This is a genomic window from Dyadobacter sp. OTU695 (assembly GCF_038440355.1).
Taxonomy (GTDB): domain Bacteria; phylum Bacteroidota; class Bacteroidia; order Cytophagales; family Spirosomataceae; genus Dyadobacter.
In genome coordinates this window covers 1,261,633-1,278,412 of record NZ_JASATN010000001.1, presented here as the reverse complement: position 1 = coordinate 1,278,412, position 16,780 = coordinate 1,261,633, and the positions used below count along the sequence as shown (strand labels likewise).

At 51.1% G+C, this 16,780-nt stretch carries 14 protein-coding genes; 3 read left to right on the top strand and 11 right to left on the bottom strand.

Translation table 11 applies throughout. From position 1 onward, the window contains the following. Positions 1-53 precede the first annotated feature (53 nt). The 11 genes from AAHB90_RS05180 to nirB form a co-directional block, all read right to left on the bottom strand. Entirely contained in the window at positions 54-1,445 is a 1,392-nt protein-coding gene (locus tag AAHB90_RS05180; protein ID WP_342083851.1) for a sulfatase family protein, read from the bottom strand. A gap of 16 nt (positions 1,446-1,461) precedes the next feature. Beyond that, positions 1,462-3,786: an arylsulfatase gene (locus AAHB90_RS05175; RefSeq protein ID WP_342083850.1), complete on the bottom strand. Its 2,325-nt coding sequence runs from the start codon at positions 3,784-3,786 to the stop codon at positions 1,462-1,464. A 70-nt stretch (positions 3,787-3,856) separates the two neighbouring features. Continuing rightward, positions 3,857-4,789 carry a hypothetical protein gene (locus AAHB90_RS05170; RefSeq protein WP_342083849.1) on the bottom strand — a complete coding sequence of 311 codons (933 nt, stop codon included), beginning with the start codon at positions 4,787-4,789 and terminating at the stop codon, positions 3,857-3,859. Positions 4,790-5,137: 348 nt separating this feature from the next. Beyond that, positions 5,138-5,536: a type II toxin-antitoxin system VapC family toxin gene (locus AAHB90_RS05165; RefSeq protein WP_342083848.1), complete on the bottom strand. Its 399-nt coding sequence runs from the start codon at positions 5,534-5,536 to the stop codon at positions 5,138-5,140. Next, positions 5,533-5,730: a hypothetical protein gene (locus AAHB90_RS05160; protein ID WP_342083847.1), complete on the bottom strand. Its 198-nt coding sequence runs from the start codon at positions 5,728-5,730 to the stop codon at positions 5,533-5,535. Before AAHB90_RS05160 ends, AAHB90_RS05165 begins: the two co-directional genes overlap by 4 nt. A gap of 61 nt (positions 5,731-5,791) precedes the next feature. Beyond that, the gene (locus tag AAHB90_RS05155; protein ID WP_342083846.1) at positions 5,792-6,538 is read right to left on the bottom strand and encodes a hypothetical protein; all 747 of its coding nucleotides are present in this window, start codon (positions 6,536-6,538) and stop codon (positions 5,792-5,794) included. Positions 6,539-6,717: 179 nt separating this feature from the next. After that, positions 6,718-7,626 (bottom strand): ThuA domain-containing protein, encoded by a 909-nt coding sequence (locus tag AAHB90_RS05150; protein ID WP_342083845.1) that lies wholly within the window; start codon positions 7,624-7,626, stop codon positions 6,718-6,720. 76 nt (positions 7,627-7,702) lie between these two features. Then, a complete protein-coding gene (locus AAHB90_RS05145) occupies positions 7,703-8,365 on the bottom strand; it encodes a response regulator transcription factor (RefSeq protein WP_342083844.1) in 663 nt (220 codons plus the stop codon). 28 nt (positions 8,366-8,393) lie between these two features. After that, positions 8,394-9,821 (bottom strand): ATP-binding protein, encoded by a 1,428-nt coding sequence (locus tag AAHB90_RS05140; protein ID WP_342083843.1) that lies wholly within the window; start codon positions 9,819-9,821, stop codon positions 8,394-8,396. 45 nt (positions 9,822-9,866) lie between these two features. Further along, positions 9,867-10,220, bottom strand: coding sequence for a nitrite reductase small subunit NirD (gene nirD / locus AAHB90_RS05135; protein ID WP_342083842.1), 354 nt, complete (start codon positions 10,218-10,220; stop codon positions 9,867-9,869). 118 nt (positions 10,221-10,338) lie between these two features. After that, a complete protein-coding gene (gene nirB, locus AAHB90_RS05130; protein ID WP_342083841.1) occupies positions 10,339-12,855 on the bottom strand; it encodes a nitrite reductase large subunit NirB in 2,517 nt (838 codons plus the stop codon). A 275-nt stretch (positions 12,856-13,130) separates the two neighbouring features. On the opposite strand from nirB, the gene cobA reads away from it, so the two are divergent. Genes cobA through AAHB90_RS05115 form a run of 3 tightly spaced genes read left to right on the top strand, consistent with a single transcriptional unit; the run spans position 13,131 to position 16,633 of the window. Further along, positions 13,131-13,889, top strand: coding sequence for a uroporphyrinogen-III C-methyltransferase (cobA, locus tag AAHB90_RS05125; RefSeq protein ID WP_342083840.1), 759 nt, complete (start codon positions 13,131-13,133; stop codon positions 13,887-13,889). A 33-nt stretch (positions 13,890-13,922) separates the two neighbouring features. Beyond that, positions 13,923-15,281: an alginate export family protein gene (locus AAHB90_RS05120; RefSeq protein ID WP_342083839.1), complete on the top strand. Its 1,359-nt coding sequence runs from the start codon at positions 13,923-13,925 to the stop codon at positions 15,279-15,281. Between the two features lie 35 nt (positions 15,282-15,316). Further along, positions 15,317-16,633, top strand: a complete 1,317-nt coding sequence (locus tag AAHB90_RS05115) for an MFS transporter (protein WP_342083838.1) — start codon at positions 15,317-15,319, stop codon at positions 16,631-16,633. The last annotated feature ends 147 nt before the right edge of the window (positions 16,634-16,780 follow it).

Below are 16,780 nucleotides of genomic sequence, written 5' to 3'. Positions count from 1 at the left end.
TTTTAAAGTAAAAAATGGAATGGTTATCAAATGCGTAACCATTCCAAAACTACTTATTTACCAGTACTTTTTCCAGCAGCCCGCTCGGCTCTTTTTTTAATGTGGCTGTCGTCGGAAGGCATCCGCTGCACGAGTGGCGGCGGGGTATTGCCAATCTTCTTTTTATAGGCATCCAATGAGGCCAACAGTTCCTTCGCTTTCGCCGGGTTCGATTTCAAAAGGTTATTCTGCTCACCAATGTCGGTTTTCAGGTTAAACAACAATGTATCCGCAGCAGGGACAATCACCGCATTGCCGACCTTCACATCCTTTTGCGGCAGCCGGATCTTCCAGTCACCCTTGCGGTAGGCTTCTATGACGCCGTTGGAATAATAGGCAAACTCATCCCCTTTCCGTTTCGCGGTGCCGAAAAGCACCGGGCTGATATCCTCGCCGTCCAGCGGCTTTTTGGTTTGCGTTTTCTGGCTCCCGGTAAGGCTGATAATGGTAGGATAAAGGTCCAGATGCGTCGCCAGATCGTCATAAACTGTTCCCGGTTTGATCTTGCCCGGCCAGTAAGCGACAGTCGGCACACGCTGCCCGCCTTCGAAAGTGGTTCCCTTACCCTGCCGCAACGGCCCCGCCGAGCCACCTTCGACATCGAAGATCAGCCACGGACCATTGTCGCTCGTGAAAACGACCAGCGTATTCTCTTCCAGACCATTCTTTTTCAATGCTTTCACCACCTCTCCCACGCTCCAGTCGAGCTCCTCGATCACATCGCCGTACAAACCTCTTTTGGATTTACCTTCAAATTTCGGCGAAGCGTAGATCGGCACGTGCGGCATGTTGTGCGTAATGTACAGGAAAAACGGCCTGTCCTTGTTCTGGTCGATGAAGCGTACGGCTTCTTTGGTGTAGGTCTGCGTAATGTAGTTCTGGTTTACCTTAAGGCTATCCACATCGTTACCCCGCAGGTACACGACGCCCATCATATCGTTGCTATACGGAATGCCGTAATATTCATCAAAACCATTCTGCAATGGCAAAAACTGCTTGTGATGGCCCAGATGCCATTTTCCAAAAATAGCGGTGCGGTAGCCATTGCCTTTTAAAGCCTCGGCGATGGTAACCTCTTCGGAAGGGATACCGGTAAAGCTTTCCGGAAAAAACACATGATCGATCCCCAGCCTGCGCGGATACCTGCCGGTAATGAGCGCCGCGCGCGTGGGGCTGCACACGGGCGAGGCCGAATAGAATGATGTCAGTTTGATGCCATTCGCAGCCAGCCCGTCGATATTGGGTGTTCGAACGTCCGTCGCGCCGAATGTACCGATATCGCCGTAGCCGAGGTCATCGGCAAGGATGACGACGATATTCGGCTTACGGGGCGTCTGGGCCTGCGCTGTGCAGGCGAGGGTCCAGGTGACCAGCAGCATTGCCGTCCCTTTCAGAAGTTTTCTCATTGAATGCTGTTTAGTATTAATTCTCCTTTTGCAAAAGACCTACTTTTTCCTGATCCTGCTCACGCTGCTCGATCACCAGCTGCTTGACGGCACCGGTAAAAGCAAAGGTACCGGGATAATCCCTGGTCACAGGCGAATTCAGGTCTTTCCCGACGCTGAACCCTTCGGAAGAGGCAGAGGCGAGATATTTAGTAGCATTCATATCCGCCTGTTCGGCCATTTTCTCGCCATTAACCGACAAGATAACCTTTTTATCAGCCGAAAACCGCACCTGAATCGTGCTCCTTCCTTCCTTTAGCGCTTTTGAAGACGTCAACAAAACCTGTTTAACGCCGTCATGGAGCAGGTAATGCAATTTGTTTTGTTTGATATAAAGACTGCTTCCTCCCAGTAACCCGCCATTCGCAAAAATTACACCTTCCGCATTTTTGCCCGTTTCGATTTCGGCGGTAATATCCACCGGCCCTTTTCCGATGTAAACCCTCGTTTTGATCGTTGTCCCTTCATAAATCACGGTTTTCGGGCGGATGGGTGGTGGCGTAAGCCCGGCGCGGAAGTTTTTGAGCGGGTACACATTGTATTTCTCCGCTTCTTCATCGAACAGTTTTTTCAATGCTTCCAGTTTTTCGGGATGTTTGGCAGCGAGGTCGTTGATCTCGTTCCAGTCTTCATTGATATTGTAGAGCTCCCATTTGTCGCGTTTGAAATCCGCGATGAAATTGACATCTGTCGTCTGTTCGCCGAATGTGTTCCGGGGATGGTAAACACTTGCCTTCCAACCGTCCTTGTAAATAGCCCTGCCGCCGTGCAGCTCATAATACTGCTGCGTATGCCGCGCCCCAGCCTGCGCATCGTTGAGCGAATAGGCCAGTGAGGTACCGTGAAACGGCCATTGCTTGTAGCCATTGATCTCGGCAGGCACCGTCACGCCGGTTAGCTCGATGGTCGTCGGCAGGATGTCGGTCACGTGTGTATACTGCGCACGAAGGCCGCCTTTGTCGGTAATGCCTTTCGGGTAATGCACGATGAGCGTGGTGTGCGATGCGCCTTCTGCATTCACATCGCTTTTCCAGTACCGGAATGGCGTGTTCGTAGCCTGCGACCAGCCCAGCGGATAATTGGGGTAGCTGTATTCGGTACCCAGTTTGTCGTATTGCGACAAAAGGTACTTGATATCGTCGCCGGACGACTTTTCTGCCGTTCCCGCCGTGCCGGTGTAGGTCCCCTCCTTGCTTCCGCCGTTATCGCCCACCACAAGAAAGATCAGCGTGTTGTCCAACTGACCGATCTGTTGCAGGTAATCCACTACCCTTCCCACTTCATAGTCGGTGTAGGAAAGGAACCCGGCATATACTTCCATGAAACGGGCGTAAATCTTCTTTTCGTCAGCCGAAAGCGAGTTCCAGGGCTTGATACCGGTCTGCCTCGGAGGCAATTGCGTACCTTTCGGTGCCAATCCGCCGGCAAGTTGTCGCTGGAATACTTTTTCACGGTACTCGTCCCAACCGCCGTCAAACCTGCCTTTGTACTGATCACTCCACTCGCGCGCCACGTGATGGGGCGCGTGTGCGGCACCGGTCGCGAAGTAAAGAAAAAAGGGCTTTTCAGGATCGGCCGACTTCTGGTTGGCAATGTAGGAAATAGCCTTATCGGCCAGTAGCTGGTTTAAATGTTTGGTATTAGGCTCGATATCGATCGGTGAAGTTTCCTCTACCAACTGCGGGTGCCACTGATCGGTTGCGCCACCCAGGAAGCCGTAAAAATGCTCGAAGCCACGACCGGTCGGATAGCGATTGAACGGTCCGGCGATGGTGAGGTCGCGTGGCTGATTGCCGTGCCATTTACCTAATGCAAATGTGTTATAGCCGTTTTCCTTGAAAATCTCGGCCACCGTCCCCGCTTCGAACGGGATATTGCCATTGTAGCCAGGCGCTCCGATGCCCAGTTCGGCGTGATGCCCCATGGCAACCGCATGCGGATTTCTGCCCGTGAGCAGAGATGCACGCGTCGGACTGCAAATGCCAGTGGTGTGGAAGTTGGTATAGCGCAGGCCGCCTTTCGCCAGCTTTTCGAAATTCGGGGTATCAATAAGTCCGCCGAATGCGGATGTCGCACCGAAACCCACGTCGTCGAGCAGGATCCATACCACATTAGGTGCGCCTTTGGGCGCTTTGGGTTGTTCCTGCCACCATTGCTCCGTTTCTTCGATCGTCTTCCCGATCTTTCCCCCGAAAGGCCGAACGGGGTCGTGCTGTGCTGATGCGTGACTAAAAACGGCAGTGCTGAGCATAAAAAGGCCCAGCCGCTGCCAGGTCAGGGCGGATAGTAGTCGTTTTTTCATAAAGGTTTTGTAGAAATGGGAGGCAAATCCGCGGGCGCAACACGACATCGCGCCCGCGGGCGTGCAAACCTTACTTTACAGCCTGAAATCTTTCCAGTTTCTCTTTCTCGTCGGCCAGGCGTTTGGCATCGGCTTTCAGATAACCGAATTGATGAAGGTCTTTGTCGGCATTCGCCGCTACCCAAAGCAGGAACTTCTTGGCTTCGGGATTCGAGTTATTTTTCGCAATTGAAAAATGAATGTTTTCCACCGGTACATTTTTCACTTTTTCCGCTTCCAGCGTTGCGATTACCTGATCCAGGTTTTCCAGTGCTTTTTCCTCTTTCGAAACACGGCCGTTGCCATCCAGGTCGACCGGGATGATCGTCAGCCCTTCCAGCGGCTTACGGCTTTGCAGGTCATACGCGAGGCCCGGCGTGGTGTAGGTAATGCCCGTCTCGTCTTTCAAAAGCGCCTTGATCAGATGCTCATCGGCACCGGCAATGGCTTTCCCTTTGATATTTTGCTGCTCATATCCGAAATATTTGGCGAACGTGAGCGGCGCCCCGGCCTTTTGCAGGCGGGTGTAGATCGTGTACTGCGTCGTCAGCGACTTGTCTTTTTCGGCATAAATATCGTGGAAGAAGATCTGTTTGTAGGTCTTCTCATTCAACCCTTTATCTGCATATTCCTTCGCAAATGCCGATTTTGCATTCGCCACCGGCAGCAACGCATAGCGACCGATCGAAATATACTCGCGGGTGTCCTTCACTTCCTTTTCCTGATCATAGGCTTCGATCAGCAAGTCGTATTTCGCTGGATCGGTGATCGTACGCGTTTCGATCACAATTTGCGCCTTAGGATTGGCTGCGGTATACTCTTTGATCCATTTGTCGACCAGCGGATAAGCGAAACGCACACCGGTAATGATCACTTTATTTTCGTTGGACTCCTGCGCGAATGCGTAAGGAAAAGCAGCGAGCGCCAGACCTGCCGCCAGAAAGATTGTCTTAAAGTTTTTCATGATGTAAAAGTGGTTGGAAGCATGGGTTGTCAACCCACGGCCTAATGAATGGAATGTAATAGGATGAAAAATCAGGTAGCGACGACACAGACGGTCGTCAGTGCAGCTCAACAACAGCAACAGGGTGCAATTGCGAAAGAATAACCGGAACGGCCCACCATAGGCACAATACTAATGCGCGAAGAATAACGATCCATCGATTTCATGTTTGAAAAAGATTGTGACTTGATCTCGTCTGCTGGTGGTTAACAGATAAAATCTACTAATTTGATAGACAAAGTAAGTTTAAAGAAATTGAAAACGCAAGAGGCGCATTGAAATTCGTTGAAAAATGGCTTGAAATGGAGATTACCAGGCTACTTGCAGGCCGTCGGATTTATATTTACCGATATTTTTGTCGTCGGTGATAAAGATCAGATCATGACACATCGATTGCCAGATCAACATTCTGTCGAAGGGGTCTTTATGATGTTTAGCCGTTATTTGTTGAAAGGTACTGGCCTGATCGGGAGTCAACGCCAATAGTTGAAACCCCCAATTTGTGCAGATCTTAGGAAGGTTCTCTGACTTCAAACTGCCTAAAACCAACTTGCCGCAGCCCATTTTTATACAGATTTCCCAAAAAGTAATTGAACTGACGTAGATTTGATTCTTCTTGTCCGAAATTGCGTCAGCGGCTTTAAGAGATAATTTAGAGCTTTCAAGTATTGTCCAGATTAAAGTGTGCGTGTCCAAAAGGTATTTCATATATCAAATTCTTCCTTTGTGGTTATACAAAAATCATCGCTCATAAAGTAACCGGGCATTCCATCATAAAGCCCTAGCTTGCGTCTACCGGGTTCATCGGTAATGCCAGGTCGCTTTTGCGACTGTTCAAGTTCTCCATTTGAGTGCATCGCTTTCTTTGGCTTAGAAGCGGATTGGTGGCGTATAGCTTTCATGGTAAATCACTTTTTAGCCAATTTACAAACGGCTGGATTGAATACGAAGCCTCGATACCCCTCAATTCCCGACCGGCGACACTCCATTATCAACCGCCTGAGACTTCGCTTTTTTCCTGCTCCACTTCTTGAAATCCTTCCAGATAGCCTCGGGGTAGAGATTTATTCCATAACTATAATAAAAACCGCTGAACCGCTTGCGGAACTCGCCGGATGATAGGGCATTCCGATAGCCGATCTGTGAATTGATACCCGCCCAGCGCAAGGCACGGTACTCGCCATAGACACCTACCTGCAGGGGGATGAAGTAGTCCTTTCGCGAGCCGGAAGAGGCACCGTCGAACAGGTCGCGGAAACGGGTGCTCTCATTTCCGATCCCTATTTCCAGGGGAGTGGATAATACCCAACGCTTGTTGCGGATCGCCGTATGCCAGTAGGCGAAGTTGGCAAAGCGGACGTCGGTAGCCGTGTAATAGGAGAGGTTCAATGGGTTGGGAAGTATTTTCCGCCAGTTAACGAGTCGTCGGGCGGCATTGTAACCCAGCCAGTAATAGCCCGCCGTGAGCCGGTTACGCTTTTCGCCGAAAGTGATCCCGGCATTAACCCCAAACACGTTGATATGCTTGTGCTGGATAAATGTGCCCCGCGCGTCAAAATTGAAGAAGAGCCTGGCCTTGTTTTGCGCGGCAGCGGCGCCTTGTGCGGAGATCGTATCTTTAACGATAGTTGCCCTTTGAGCAATAGCAGCGGAATCTGTCTGGGCGTAGGCCGACCGTTGTCCTGCAAGTAACAGGGTTAACAGTAGCATAATAATCTTGATAGGGCGCTTGCGCGGTTCGTGGAAACCGTATTTCATCTTGACTTCAAAACAAACGGCTACGGCCTGCTTCGTCTTCCGTCTTTGTCAGGACCACCGGGGATATTGCAATGATTAACGCAAAACCGGCGAAAGAAATTTACAGATTAAAAAAATTTAATCCCGGGAGCCTAATTTACCCGCTTAGTAAGGGCATTCAACTCATTTTCAGTAGGGGTCGCGGAAGGGACACCTTCGGCAGGGATATCGATTTTGGCCGCCCAGGCGATGGCATTGAGCACGAGCTTGCGGAAATTATCGTTTTGCCAGTTCTTATGCATGTGTCCGCCCGTAAAGCCAAACCCACGCCCCCCGTCGGGTCGCTCGAAGGCCCAGGCCAGTGTTTGCATTTCCTTTCTCGTGATCACCGACTCGCGAACGGCCGGGTTATTAGAGTGCGTGCCGTCGGGTTGTTTCAGGGTTGATTCTGGCGGTAGTGCCTGCAAAATGGGTGTTATGCCTTTCATCTCCGCCGGGAACCGCATGTGATAATACCACTCATCGAGGATACTGAAAGGTTTGACGCCGCGCGCGACGGGGTGATCCGGGAACCTGGCAAAGCTGGCTTCCCAAACGGGGTTTACCGACCAGTTAATCTCAAAATACCCTCCTATCCACTTTAAAAAACGCTCGCCGCCAGCCTTCGCATCGACTTCGAGGGAAAAATGCAGATTGACAATACCGGTGCCTTTAGCAATAAGTTGTTCCATTTTGGCGGCATGCACCAATTCCAAATGGTCACTACCGCCGCCATCGAGAAAGAAAACGACAGCGGCTGCATTATCCAGCACGGATTCGTCCTGTGGCCAGCCATTACGTACCACCACGGCCTCGGCACCGGGCAGGCTGTCGTTCAGGGCCTTGGCCAATAATGTACAGCCACCGTTATGCTCGTGTTCGCCCTTGCCATGACTGTCGGGACCCGCGATGAAGACAATTTTTTTCTTTGATGAAGCCCCTTTGGCAGCGGATTTAACCTGAGCATTTGCCGCTGTGCCCAGCAGCATGAAGCTCAATATCAATGCCCATATCCTATCCATTGTTTCCCAGATTTGTTGACGGCTCGTTTTTGAAACCGGTAATCGGGATTGGATCGCATAAAAATCACGCCATAGGTTACTTCATCGCCAGGCTGATCAGCTCTGCGGTGTTTTTCACATTGGCTTTTTTCATGATACTGGCGCGCTGATTAGCGACCGTATTGGAGCTGATATCGAACTTTTCGGCAATGTCCTTGCTGCTCATGCCCTCGGTGAGACATCTGAGTATCTGCTGTTCGCGTGGGGTAATAATTTTCCAGATCGATTTTTCCTGGATTTCTTCCTGCACGGGTCGGGGATCGAACGAGCGGGAGAGCTGTTTGAGGAGGTTTTTGATGATCACCGACGACGCATAGGGCGGGAAATAAAGTTCTCCCTTGGCAATCGCGCGGATCGCTTTGAGCATTTCATCGCGGCCGGTATCCTTTTCCAGGTAGCCGGATGCACCGTTCAATGCCGACGAAAGCATGTAATCGGTGTTGTTATGCATGCTGAATACGAGGATTTTCGCAGACGGAAATACCGGTACGATCTGTTTGATCACTTCCAGGCCCGACATACGGGGCATTGTCAGATCGAGCAGGATTACGTCCGGCTTCACTTTCTCGACCATATCCCACACCTCATCACCGTCCGAGGCTTCGCCCGCGATGACCAGGTCTTCCTCATCTTCCAGCAGGGTAATAATGCCCTGCCTCACCACCGAATGATCATCTACAACTAAAATCCGAATAGGCATACGTGGTCAGCTAATCAGTAACAAGTCATTATAAATCAACCCGAACGACCAGTTTCGTACCACTATCCACTTTCGAAATAATCTCAATTTCTCCATTCAGAAGCTGGGTGCGCGTACGGATATTCTCCATCCCGTTACGGGTGAGGAACTGGCCTTCTGACTTTAAATTACTAATTAAAAATCCTTTTCCGTCATCCGCAATTTCCAAAACGATGCGATTCTTATTTTGTTCCAATTTTATCTTGATCTGATCCGCATTCGCATGTTTCACGGCATTGTTCAACGCCTCCTGCGCAATGCGGTACAGGCCAATCTCTATCGGGCCGGACATTGGGATCCGTTCGCCCGTTTCGCCTTCGAACAAAACTTTGATCCCCGACAAGTCAGCGGCCTGCTGGCAAAGCAGTTTTAATGCCGATGCCAGCCCGAAATCGCTGAGCACCGAGGGCATCAGGTTGAATGATACCTGTCTGGTTGTGTGAATGATATCCTGAATAAGCACGACCAGCTGCTCGAAGCGCTTCTGATGTTTCTCGTCGTGAAACTGAACAGCCTTCAATTTCTCCGCGTGCAATTTGAGGCCGGTAAGCATCTGGCCGATTCCATCATGCAATTCCAGTGCAAAACGTTTTCGTTCTTCCTCCTGCCCCTCGATCAACGCACCCGCCCTGACACGATCCTCGGCCAGCTGTAACTCGTATTTTTCTTCTTCCAGGCGCAGCAGTTCCTTTTGCGTTTCAACAAGCTGATTATTTGCCTCCTTTAATTTCTGGTTAGAGAGCTGTAATGCATCCTCCGACTCCGTAAGCATCCGCACGACGCGGCGCGTAGTGTTTACGACGGGCCTGAAAATCAGCAGGCCTTCCGCAACGAGCACGAGGATTGTCATTAAATCAAGTATCCACTCAATGCGTTCCAGGTTCTGGAGCCTTTCGAAACTCTCTTTGTCGAACTGAAACACAATGCGGTCCATCTGAACCAGAAATTGCGGCTCACTGGCGAGAACCTGCGCCAACGCCCGCTGTTTGGCGGCCAGGTCGGAACTATCGCCGCCGATGATGACCAGATTTTGATAAATACGGTCAAAAACGGGAGCCAGCTCGCGGAACATGGTGTCCAGCGGCTGGCTTTTCCAGGTAACATAACCCCTTTCGACGGGTAGCTTTCTCGATACGAGATCTTCGTGGCTGTCTTTCCACAACGTGAGCAACGAGCCGAAATGCACGGAATCGCTATGGGCAATGCCGTTGATCTTCAATATGGCAAGCTTGGTAAGCCGCTGGCTAAGCATTCGCTGGCGACCAGCTACATTCACGACACGGCTGTCATGATTGAGGTTTCTGATCGTGCGCCTGATGAGAAACAAACCGCTCACGGTAAGCAAAGCCACCACACACAATGCCACTACATAAAATCGCGTGAGGCTACCTGCTACACGTTTGTCGAGTCTTTCCATTTGGTACAGCCCAGGGTTAAAACCCTGGGTTAGTGATCGGTCTGTTTACAGGCCGACGTAGACGCGGTTCTCTTTGACCATCACCGGGAAGGTATTGATCCGGTACTCGTCGTCGTTCAGGCACTGTCCGGTTTGCAATGAAAAGGTTTTTTTATGAAAAGGACAAGCTACTTTCGGTTCTTCTGCGTGGCTGCCGATCATTCCACGGGAAAGTGCCATTTGCTGGCGGTGCGGGCACTGGTTGTCGGTCGCATACCACTCCCCTCTTCTTGCAAAGTTATAAATGGCAATTTGCCTGCCACTGATAAATGCGCAGCCCCCGCCGTCTTCGGGGATATCGTCGACATAGCATGCCATGTGCCAGGTTACTTGGTTCATTGTGTCGGTGATCGTTTCCATCTGTCTGTAAGGTTGATCGTTGTGCCACCCAGGGCTGAAGCCTTGGGTTAAGAGATAGTATTGATATAACCCAGGGTTTCAACCCTGGGACGGGGCGGTACTGAAGCGCAATACAGCATCATGCCCACTCGGTTGCCCGCTTCTGCTCGCGCATTTCTGCAAATGTGATGGTCGGGTCCTTGATAGGCGTATTCACGAAATGTGTGAAGCGTTTGCGGAGCTCAGGATTTTCCACCACTTCGCGCCATTCGCATTTGTATACGTCGATCAGGTTTTGCATATCGCGTTCTAGCTCCTCCGCAATACCCAACACGTCGTCCACGACCACGGCTTTCAGGTAGTTCATACCACCTTCCATTTTGTTAAGCCAGGTAGCGGTACGCGTCAAAGGATCCGCTGTCTTAATATAAAACATCAGGAAGCGGTCGATGAGACGAAGACAAGTTTCCTTGTCCACATCACTGGCCAGCAGTTGCGCGTGCTGCGGTTTCGCGCCGCCATTGCCGCATACAAACAGGTTCCAGCCCTTGTCGGTAGCGATAATCCCAAAGTCTTTGCTTTGCGCCTCCGCGCATTCGCGCACGCAGCCCGATACGGCCGATTTCAGTTTATGCGGCGAGCGCAGCCCTTTGTAGCGGTCCTCGACTTCAATCGCAAAAGTCACCGAATCCTGCACCCCGAAACGGCACCATGTAGAACCTACGCAGCTTTTCACCGTTCTCAACGATTTCCCGTAGGCATGGCCGCTTTCAAAGCCTGCGTCGATCAATTCTTCCCATATATCCGGCAAGTCGCCCAGGTGAGCGCCGAACAAGTCGATGCGCTGACCGCCGGTGATTTTGGTATACAAACCATATTTCTGCGCCACCTGTCCGATCACGATCAGTTTCTCAGGCGTAATTTCACCGCCCGGAATCCGCGGAACGACCGAATAGGTACCGCCCTTCTGAATATTGGCCAGGTAGCGGTCGTTCGAATCCTGCACTACCGCACGGTCTTTTTCGAGGATATTTTCATTCCAAAGACTGGCCAGCACCGAGGCTACGAGCGGTTTGCAGACTTCGCAACCATCTCCCTTGCCATGGTGATCGAGTACCGCGCCGTAGGTTTTCAACCCATTCATTTTCACGAGATCCAGCAGTTCCTGACGTGAATAATCGAAATGCTCGCAGATCACATTGCGGACATAAACGCCTTTTTCCTTCATCACACCCGCGATCAGGTCTTTCACCATCGGGATACAGCCACCACAGCCCGTACCGGCTTTGCAGCATTTTTTCAATGCGTCTACGGTATGATGGCCGTTTTCACCCACTTCATGGCAAATCATGCCTTTGGTAACGGCCTCGCACGAGCATATGAGCGCGTCGTCGGGCAGGCTCATCACGCCCGCGCCCGCTTCTTCGCCCCCGCGGGAGCCCAGGATGAGGTCTTCCGAGTCGGGCGGCAGAATGGTTTTGCTCTTGCAGGTTTGCAGCAGCATATTGTATTGCTCGGCTTCCCCTACCAGAATTCCGCCCAGCAGGGTTTTGCCGTCCTGGCTGACATTAATTCGCTTGTAAACCCCTTTTGCCTTGTTTTCGTAGCGGATCGTTTTGCAGGCAGGTTCTTCCACGAACGGGTCGCCAAAGCTGGCTACGTCGGTACCGATCAGCTTCAATTTGGTCGACATGTCGTAGGGAAGAAACTCCTTTTCTCCGCCTGTCAGCATGGCAGCAACGACGTCGGCCATTTCATAACCCGGCGCGATGAGGCCGTAGATCATATGATGGGCCAATGCGCATTCCCCGATCGCGAAAATCGACGGGTCGGAGGTTTGCAATTGGTTATTTACGACGATACCGCCGCGTGGGTGCGTTTCGAGGCCCGCGATTTTGGCCACCTCGTCGCGCGGACGGATACCCGCCGAAATCACGAGCATATCCACATCCAGGAAGCTGTTATCGGCAAACTGCATTCCTTCTATGCGGTCTTCGCCTTTGATCTCCTGGGTACTTTTTGAAAGGTGTATCTGCAAACCAAGCGATTCGAGCTGGCTTTGCAGCATACGCGAACCAGCATCGTCGATTTGCCTTGGCATGAGCCGAGGGGCGAATTCAACTACGTGCGCTTCTTCCAGTCCCAGGTCGAGCAATGCCTTTGCTGCTTCCAGTCCCAGCAAACCTCCGCCCAGCACTGCACCTTTTCTCGCTTTTTTAGCATACGACTGGATCAGTTCCAGATCCTCGATCGTGCGGTACACAAACACCCCGTCCTTTTCAACACCCGGGATCGAAGGAACGAACGCTCCGGAGCCGGTTGCCATTACGAGGTAGTCATAATATACTATATGTCCATGGTGTGAACGCACCAGTTTCTCTTCCCTGTCTATATCCACCACCGGATCGGACAAAAACAGCCGTATTCCATTCTCAACATACCAGTCGACACCGGCCATTGAAAGGTCATCTGCCGTCTTGCCTGCAAAAAACTCGCTCAAATGTACTCTGTCATAGGCCGCACGAGGCTCTTCCCCAAATACGGTGATGGCAAAATCCTGTCCGTCTTTTTTTCTTGAGAGGAGCTTTTCACAGAATTTGTAGCCCACCATACCATTGCCAACTACGACGATCCGGGTGTTTGAAATAGTTTTCATAGTAATTAATAACTATTGATTTGTGAAAACATAATTATTTTGTTGTACTATTTTAATATTATGTGTGTATTGTCACTTTTTCGATAAGTCAAAAGTAAATCGTGTTTTCAGTAAATCCTAATTTTATATTCGTAAATATGATCAAAAACAAACATAAATTTTGGCAAAATGATTGTTTTATAAAATTTGAATAGTAAATTTGAACCAATAATTGATATAGTTACAAAACACTATATATAGTACATTTCTAATATTCACTCTATTATATATAAGAGATGGAAGCGAAACTGACACTGGTAGGAGCCGGCCCTGGCGACAGCGAACTGATCACACTGAAAGGAATGCGCGCATTGCAAACCGCGGATGTGGTACTGTACGACGAGCTCGCCAACGCTGCTTTCCTGGATTTTGCACCGGCCCACGCGTTGAAGATGTATGTAGGCAAGAAAGTGGGGAACCCTTCCTTCTCGCAGGACGAGATCAATGGGCTGATCGTCCGCCTGGCCCGTAAGCGCGGTCACGTGGTGAGGCTCAAAGGCGGCGACCCGTTCGTGTTCGGCCGGGGGCATGAGGAGATTGAATACGCACAGGACCACGACATCGCATGCGAAATGGTACCCGGCATTTCCAGCAGCATCGCAGTTCCCGCTTCGCTCGACATCCCGGTAACACGCCGGGGCGTGAGCGAGAGCTTTTGGGTGATCACAGGCACGACCCAGAATGGCGAGCTTTCGGACGACCTCCGGCTTGCCGCCCAGTCACGCGCAACGGTGATCGTGTTGATGGGTTTGAATAAACTGGAAGAGATTTGCGCACTATACAAACACTTCGGACGCGGCCATTTGCCGATGGCGGTGATCCAAAACGGCACCCGGCCGGATGAGAAGAGCGTGGTAGGGCAAGTTTGGGAAATGCCCCGGCTCGTACGCGAGAACGGGATCGGCACACCGGCGATTATGGTGATGGGCGAAGTAGTAGCCCTCAGCCCCGCTTATGCATTGGAATACCTGCAAAATATGCAGATGGCGTTTTGACCCGCTTTCACTCCAACCTAAACATAAATTACAATGAGAAAAGCTGTTTACCTCCTTTTGCTGGGTATTACCGGGACCGGCTTGCTGGCCCCGACGCAGACCATGGCGCAGTTCAGCCTTTCGGGCCAGTTACGGACCCGGACGGAGTTGCTCGACGGACAGGGCACGATGCTTTCCAAAGGCGAAAAGCCGGCCTTTTTCACCTCCCAGCGCACCCGGCTGAATGCGGGCTACAAAGGTTACCGGACACAGTTTTTCGTCGCCGTTCAGGATGTGCGTGTTTGGGGGCAGGACGCCTCGACCAACAACCGCATTACCAGTTCGGCCATGAATGGACTGATGCTGCACGAAGCCTGGGGGGAGATCAGCCTGCTCGATACAAACCAGACCAAACTCGGCAAAGAGTTTGCATTGAAAATCGGACGGCAGGAATTCCTCTACGACGACAGCCGAGTACTCGGCAACCTCGACTGGCTGCAACAAGCGCGGCGCCACGATGCGGCTTTGATCAAATACGGTTTCAACGGCTTCACGGCACATTTGGGTGTTGCGTATAACCAAAACCGTGAGCTCAAAACAGGTACTTTGTACGACGGCGTGCCGGTAGGCTACCCCGCTGGCACAAACGGGATCGGGACTATGTACAAGTCGCTGCAGTTTCTCTATTTAGGTAAAAAGTTAAAACAGGGAAATGCTTCTTTCCTCGTTGTAAAGGACGATTTTCAGAAATATACATTGGATACGGCGGGCGTTAAAAAGCTGACCAACGGTGTACGGAGCCGCGTTACCATCGGCCCATACCTGCAAACCAAAATCGGCAAGAACTGGACGCTGACCGCCAATGCTTTTTATCAAACCGGCAAAGACAAGGATGGTGCGAAGCTGAGCGCATATATGTATTCTGTCCGGGGGTTGTATGCGATGAGCCGTGCATTTTCCATTGGTCCCGGCTTTGACTACACCTCCGGCACAGCTACCGGCTCGGCCAAGAACCACACATTTGACCCGCTTTACGGCACGCCGCACAAGTTCTGGGGACAAATGGATTACTTCTACGCAGCCAACGGCTTCGGCAAGGGCGGACTCTCGGATCTCTATATCAATACGACCATTAAGGCTTCCGAAAAGTTTTCCATCAATACCGATCTCCACCATTTCGCCAGCGCGGCGCAGGTACGTGTGGCTGATAACCGGAAACTTTCGTCCAGCTTCGGCGAAGAACTCGATATCATCGCCAATTACAACCTGACGAAGACCATCAGCTTCCAGGGCGGCTACTGCACATTCTTTTCAACCAACAGCCTCGCGCAGGTGAAGGGTGTGAAAAACCCGCAGAAAATGTCCAACTGGGCTTACCTGATGATCAATATCAAACCTGAATTCCTGAAATAAGTCTGTCATAACCATCAATTTCAAACTCTATTACTATGGAAACGACCAATAAGCCGCTTGAAAAACTCAACATTTTTAGTTTCAAGGGCGTACAAATGCGTACCTTCCATCTGACCTGGATGGCGTTCTTCCTTTGTTTTTTCGGATGGTTCGGACTGGCCCCGCTGATGACGGTCATTAAAACCGACCTGGGATTGACCAAACCGCAGATCGGTAACATTATCATTGCTTCGGTAGCGGCTACGGTGATTGCCCGGATCGCGATCGGAAAACTTTGCGACACCTGGGGACCGCGCAAAACGTACACGGCATTGCTGGGTCTCGGCTCCATTCCGGTCATGACGGTCGGCCTGGTCGATTCCTACGAAGGATTTCTGTTGTTCCGCCTCGCTATCGGTGTGATCGGCGCGTCATTCGTTGTCACACAGTACCACACCTCGGTGATGTTCGACAAAAAGATCGTCGGAACGGCCAATGCGGTAGCCGGCGGCTGGGGTAACCTCGGCGGCGGTATCACCAACATGGTTATGCCCTTGATTTTCGCAGCATTTGTAGGCGCAGGCTACCTGCCGGAGTCGGCATGGAGAATTGCGATGGTCATTCCCGGCGCTGCCTTGCTGATCTTTGCATTCGTCTATTATTTCTTCACCAAAGACACTCCGGCCGGTAACTTCGAAGACCTGGCCGTTGCCAACCCAAAAGCCGCAAAAGCGAAAGGTACGCTTGGCATAGCCATGCGTGACCCACGCACTTGGGCATTGTTCCTGGCCTACGGCGCATGTTTTGGAATTGAGATCACTTTCGACAATGTAGCTGCGTTGTATTTCTTTGAAAACTTTGATACTTCACTGGCAACAGCAGGTATTCTGGCTGGTACGTTCGGTTTTATGAACATTTTCGCCCGCGCTGTGGGAGGAATCGTGGCGGATAAAGTAGGTAACAAATGGGGAATGCTGGGCAAAGGACGCCTGCTTGCTTTACTGCTCGTCCTGGAAGGAATCGGCATTGCATTGTTTGCGCAAAGCGGCAGCATTATAGGTGCGGTAATTACCATGCTTTGCTTCGCAATGTTCCTCAAAATGGCTAATGGCGCTACTTATGCGATCGTGCCTTTCATTAATCAAAAAGCGATCGGTTCCGTAAGTGGTATCGTAGGCGCAGGTGGTAATGTAGGCGCGGTACTCGCGGGTTTCCTCTTCAAATCAAGCGAGATTTCCTATTCACAAGCATTCATGTACATCGGCGTCGCCATCGCCTGCATCGCAGCGATCGTGGCATTGATCAATTTTGAAAAAACACAAAGCATTACCGCCGAAACAGGCCAATTGGAACCAGCCGAGGTCAAAGCATAAAGTAAAGGCCAGCGAGCGGCGACCTGTTTATAGCAACCGGAACATTGCCATACAGGAGGCTCCGATGGAGCCAAACGACAATTATGTGAATTGGCTACAAACACGATGGCCCTCCGGGCCAGTCAAAGAACTTTCAGTTGATTCATT

Coding starts and splice junctions, on each gene's coding strand:
- AAHB90_RS05140 (WP_342083843.1), bottom strand. CDS start 9,821: ATGGAAAGACTCGACAAACGTGTAGCAGGTAGCCTCACGCGATTTTAT.
- AAHB90_RS05120 (WP_342083839.1), top strand. CDS start 13,923: ATGAGAAAAGCTGTTTACCTCCTTTTGCTGGGTATTACCGGGACCGGC.
- nirD (WP_342083842.1), bottom strand. CDS start 10,220: ATGGAAACGATCACCGACACAATGAACCAAGTAACCTGGCACATGGCA.
- AAHB90_RS05170 (WP_342083849.1), bottom strand. CDS start 4,789: ATGAAAAACTTTAAGACAATCTTTCTGGCGGCAGGTCTGGCGCTCGCT.
- AAHB90_RS05165 (WP_342083848.1), bottom strand. CDS start 5,536: ATGAAATACCTTTTGGACACGCACACTTTAATCTGGACAATACTTGAA.
- nirB (WP_342083841.1), bottom strand. CDS start 12,855: ATGAAAACTATTTCAAACACCCGGATCGTCGTAGTTGGCAATGGTATG.
- AAHB90_RS05175 (WP_342083850.1), bottom strand. CDS start 3,786: ATGAAAAAACGACTACTATCCGCCCTGACCTGGCAGCGGCTGGGCCTT.
- AAHB90_RS05150 (WP_342083845.1), bottom strand. CDS start 7,626: ATGGATAGGATATGGGCATTGATATTGAGCTTCATGCTGCTGGGCACA.
- AAHB90_RS05160 (WP_342083847.1), bottom strand. CDS start 5,730: ATGAAAGCTATACGCCACCAATCCGCTTCTAAGCCAAAGAAAGCGATG.
- AAHB90_RS05115 (WP_342083838.1), top strand. CDS start 15,317: ATGGAAACGACCAATAAGCCGCTTGAAAAACTCAACATTTTTAGTTTC.
- AAHB90_RS05145 (WP_342083844.1), bottom strand. CDS start 8,365: ATGCCTATTCGGATTTTAGTTGTAGATGATCATTCGGTGGTGAGGCAG.
- cobA (WP_342083840.1), top strand. CDS start 13,131: ATGGAAGCGAAACTGACACTGGTAGGAGCCGGCCCTGGCGACAGCGAA.
- AAHB90_RS05180 (WP_342083851.1), bottom strand. CDS start 1,445: ATGAGAAAACTTCTGAAAGGGACGGCAATGCTGCTGGTCACCTGGACC.
- AAHB90_RS05155 (WP_342083846.1), bottom strand. CDS start 6,538: ATGCTACTGTTAACCCTGTTACTTGCAGGACAACGGTCGGCCTACGCC.